We start from the raw sequence: 1,961 nt of genomic DNA, 5'->3' as shown, positions 1-1,961 counted from the left end.
GCCCTCGTGCCAGCGGGGCCGGGCGTCCACCCAGGTGGGACGCGGGCTCCTGCCAGGACGGCACGGCGATACTGACCGGATGTTCCGGAAGCTCCTGCTGCTCGCCGTCACCGTCGGCTACGCCTGGGTGATCTGGCGGATGACGCTCACGCCGCAGGTCTTCACCCACGCGCAGGGCGAGCTCGTGCAGCACGCCATCGCATGGCTGCAGCGGCTGCCGCACGGCACGTGGTTCTCGTACGACCGCGTGGAGTTCCTCGCGAACATCGGGATGTTCGTGCCCGTCGGCATGCTCGCGGCGCTCTGGTTGCCGCGGCGCTGGTGGCTGCTCGGCGCCGTCGTCGCCGTCGGGCTCTCCGTCGGCATCGAGGTGGCGCAGGCGCTGTACCTGCCGTACCGGGTCGCCGACCCCCGCGACGTGCTGTCGAACGGGCTCGGCGGCCTGCTCGGCGCGACGCTCGTCGGACTGTTCCGGAGTCTGCTGCCCGCACCCCGGCGTCATCGGCTCCGCGCCCGAACAGCCTGAACTCTGGTAGTCTCGTCCGGTTGCCGTCGAACGGCCGCGGATCAAGAGCGCTCGTGCATCAGGTACGGGCACCGCGCAACGGACAGAGAGGGGATCATCCATGGCACTTGACGCGAAGGTCAAGCAGGAGATCATCGAAGAGTACGCGACCCACCCGGGCGACACCGGATCCCCCGAGGTCCAGGTCGCCGTTCTGACGCGTCGCATCAACGACCTGAACGAGCACCTCAAGGAGCACAAGCACGACCACCACTCGCGTCGTGGTCTGCTGCTCATGGTCGGTCAGCGTCGCCGTCTCCTCGGTTACCTCTCCGACGTCGACATCAACCGCTACCGCGCGCTCATCGAGCGTCTCGGCCTCCGCCGCTAGGCAGTAGCGCCACTGGTCGACTCGCAGACACTGCGTGACCGAACGCCCCGGTCCTCCTCGTGAGGACCGGGGCGTTCCTCGTTCCCGGGGAATGTCGCCGTGGGCGGCGCGGTTCGGTACGATGTTCATGCAAACGCATTGAAAGACTCCCGAAGGGCAGTGCTCCCGTGACCACCATCGCCGTCGTCTCCGCCGGACTCTCCGAGCCCAGCTCCACCCGTCTGCTCGCCGACCGCCTGGCCAGCGCCGCGGTCACCGCCGTCGAGGCCGACCAGCCCGGCACCGCGGTGGACGTCCGGCACGTCGAGCTGCGCCCGATCGCCCACGAGATCGTCGACGCGATGCTCACCGGGTTCGCCGCGCCGGGGCTCGCCGCCGCGCAGGCGACCGTGCTCGAGGCCGACGCGGTCGTGTTCGTCACGCCGGTCTTCACCGCGGGCGTGAGCGGTCTCGCGAAGTCGTTCCTCGACGTGCTCGACAAGGACGCCGTGGCGGACCTGCCGGTGCTGCTGGCCGCGACGGGTGGCACCGCCCGTCACTCGCTGGCGATCGACCACGCACTGCGACCGGTGTTCGCCTACCTGCGCGCCGCCGTCGTGCCGACCGGCGTCTTCGCCGCCACGGACGACTGGGGGAGCCCCGAGGACGCGGCCGCGCTCGACGCGCGCATCCGCCGGGCCGGGGTCGACCTGGCCTGGGCGATCCGCGCCTCCCGACGGGCGCCGCAGCAGGCGGACGTGCTCGCGGCACCGACCGACTTCGCGTCGCTGCTCGGCGGCCTCGGCCACTGAGCGGGTCGCCCCGAGGGGGTCAGTACCAGTGCGGGTTCTCGCTCATCTCGTGGTTCCACGCCGCGCAGGGGGAGCCGTAGGCGTCGTGGATGTACGCGAGCCCCCAGTCGATCTGGGTCGCGGCGTTCGTCCGCCAGTCCGCCCCCGCGACGGCCATCTTGCTCGCCGGCAGTGACTGCGGGATGCCGTACGCCCCGCTCGAGGCGTTGAGCGCGTTCGCCCGCCAGCCGGACTCCTGGGTCCAGAGCGACACGAGGCACGAGAACTGGTCGCC

At 71.1% G+C, this 1,961-nt stretch carries 3 protein-coding genes and 1 pseudogene; 3 read left to right on the top strand and 1 reads right to left on the bottom strand.

The window, feature by feature from the left end; translation table 11 throughout:
* From H7A69_RS17155 to H7A69_RS17145, 3 genes are all read left to right on the top strand, one after another.
* Nucleotides 1-526, top strand: a 526-nt coding sequence (locus H7A69_RS17155; RefSeq protein ID WP_220456285.1) for a VanZ family protein, incomplete at its 5' end; no start/stop codon positions are given.
* A 100-nt stretch (nucleotides 527-626) separates the two neighbouring features.
* Nucleotides 627-896, top strand: a complete 270-nt coding sequence (gene rpsO, locus H7A69_RS17150) for a 30S ribosomal protein S15 (RefSeq protein WP_022902140.1) — start codon at nucleotides 627-629, stop codon at nucleotides 894-896.
* Nucleotides 897-1,063: 167 nt separating this feature from the next.
* Nucleotides 1,064-1,687 (top strand): CE1759 family FMN reductase, encoded by a 624-nt coding sequence (locus H7A69_RS17145; RefSeq protein ID WP_069711457.1) that lies wholly within the window; start codon nucleotides 1,064-1,066, stop codon nucleotides 1,685-1,687.
* A gap of 19 nt (nucleotides 1,688-1,706) precedes the next feature.
* Here the strand turns inward: H7A69_RS17145 and H7A69_RS17140 are convergent.
* A pseudogene (locus H7A69_RS17140) lies at nucleotides 1,707-1,961 on the bottom strand (hypothetical protein); the annotation flags it as partial.

This window comes from Curtobacterium sp. ME26 (assembly GCF_903970945.1).
In the GTDB taxonomy this organism is placed as follows: domain Bacteria; phylum Actinomycetota; class Actinomycetes; order Actinomycetales; family Microbacteriaceae; genus Curtobacterium; species Curtobacterium citri.
The sequence above is the reverse complement of the archived record's forward strand: the minus strand, read 5'-3'. Positions and strand labels throughout refer to the sequence as shown.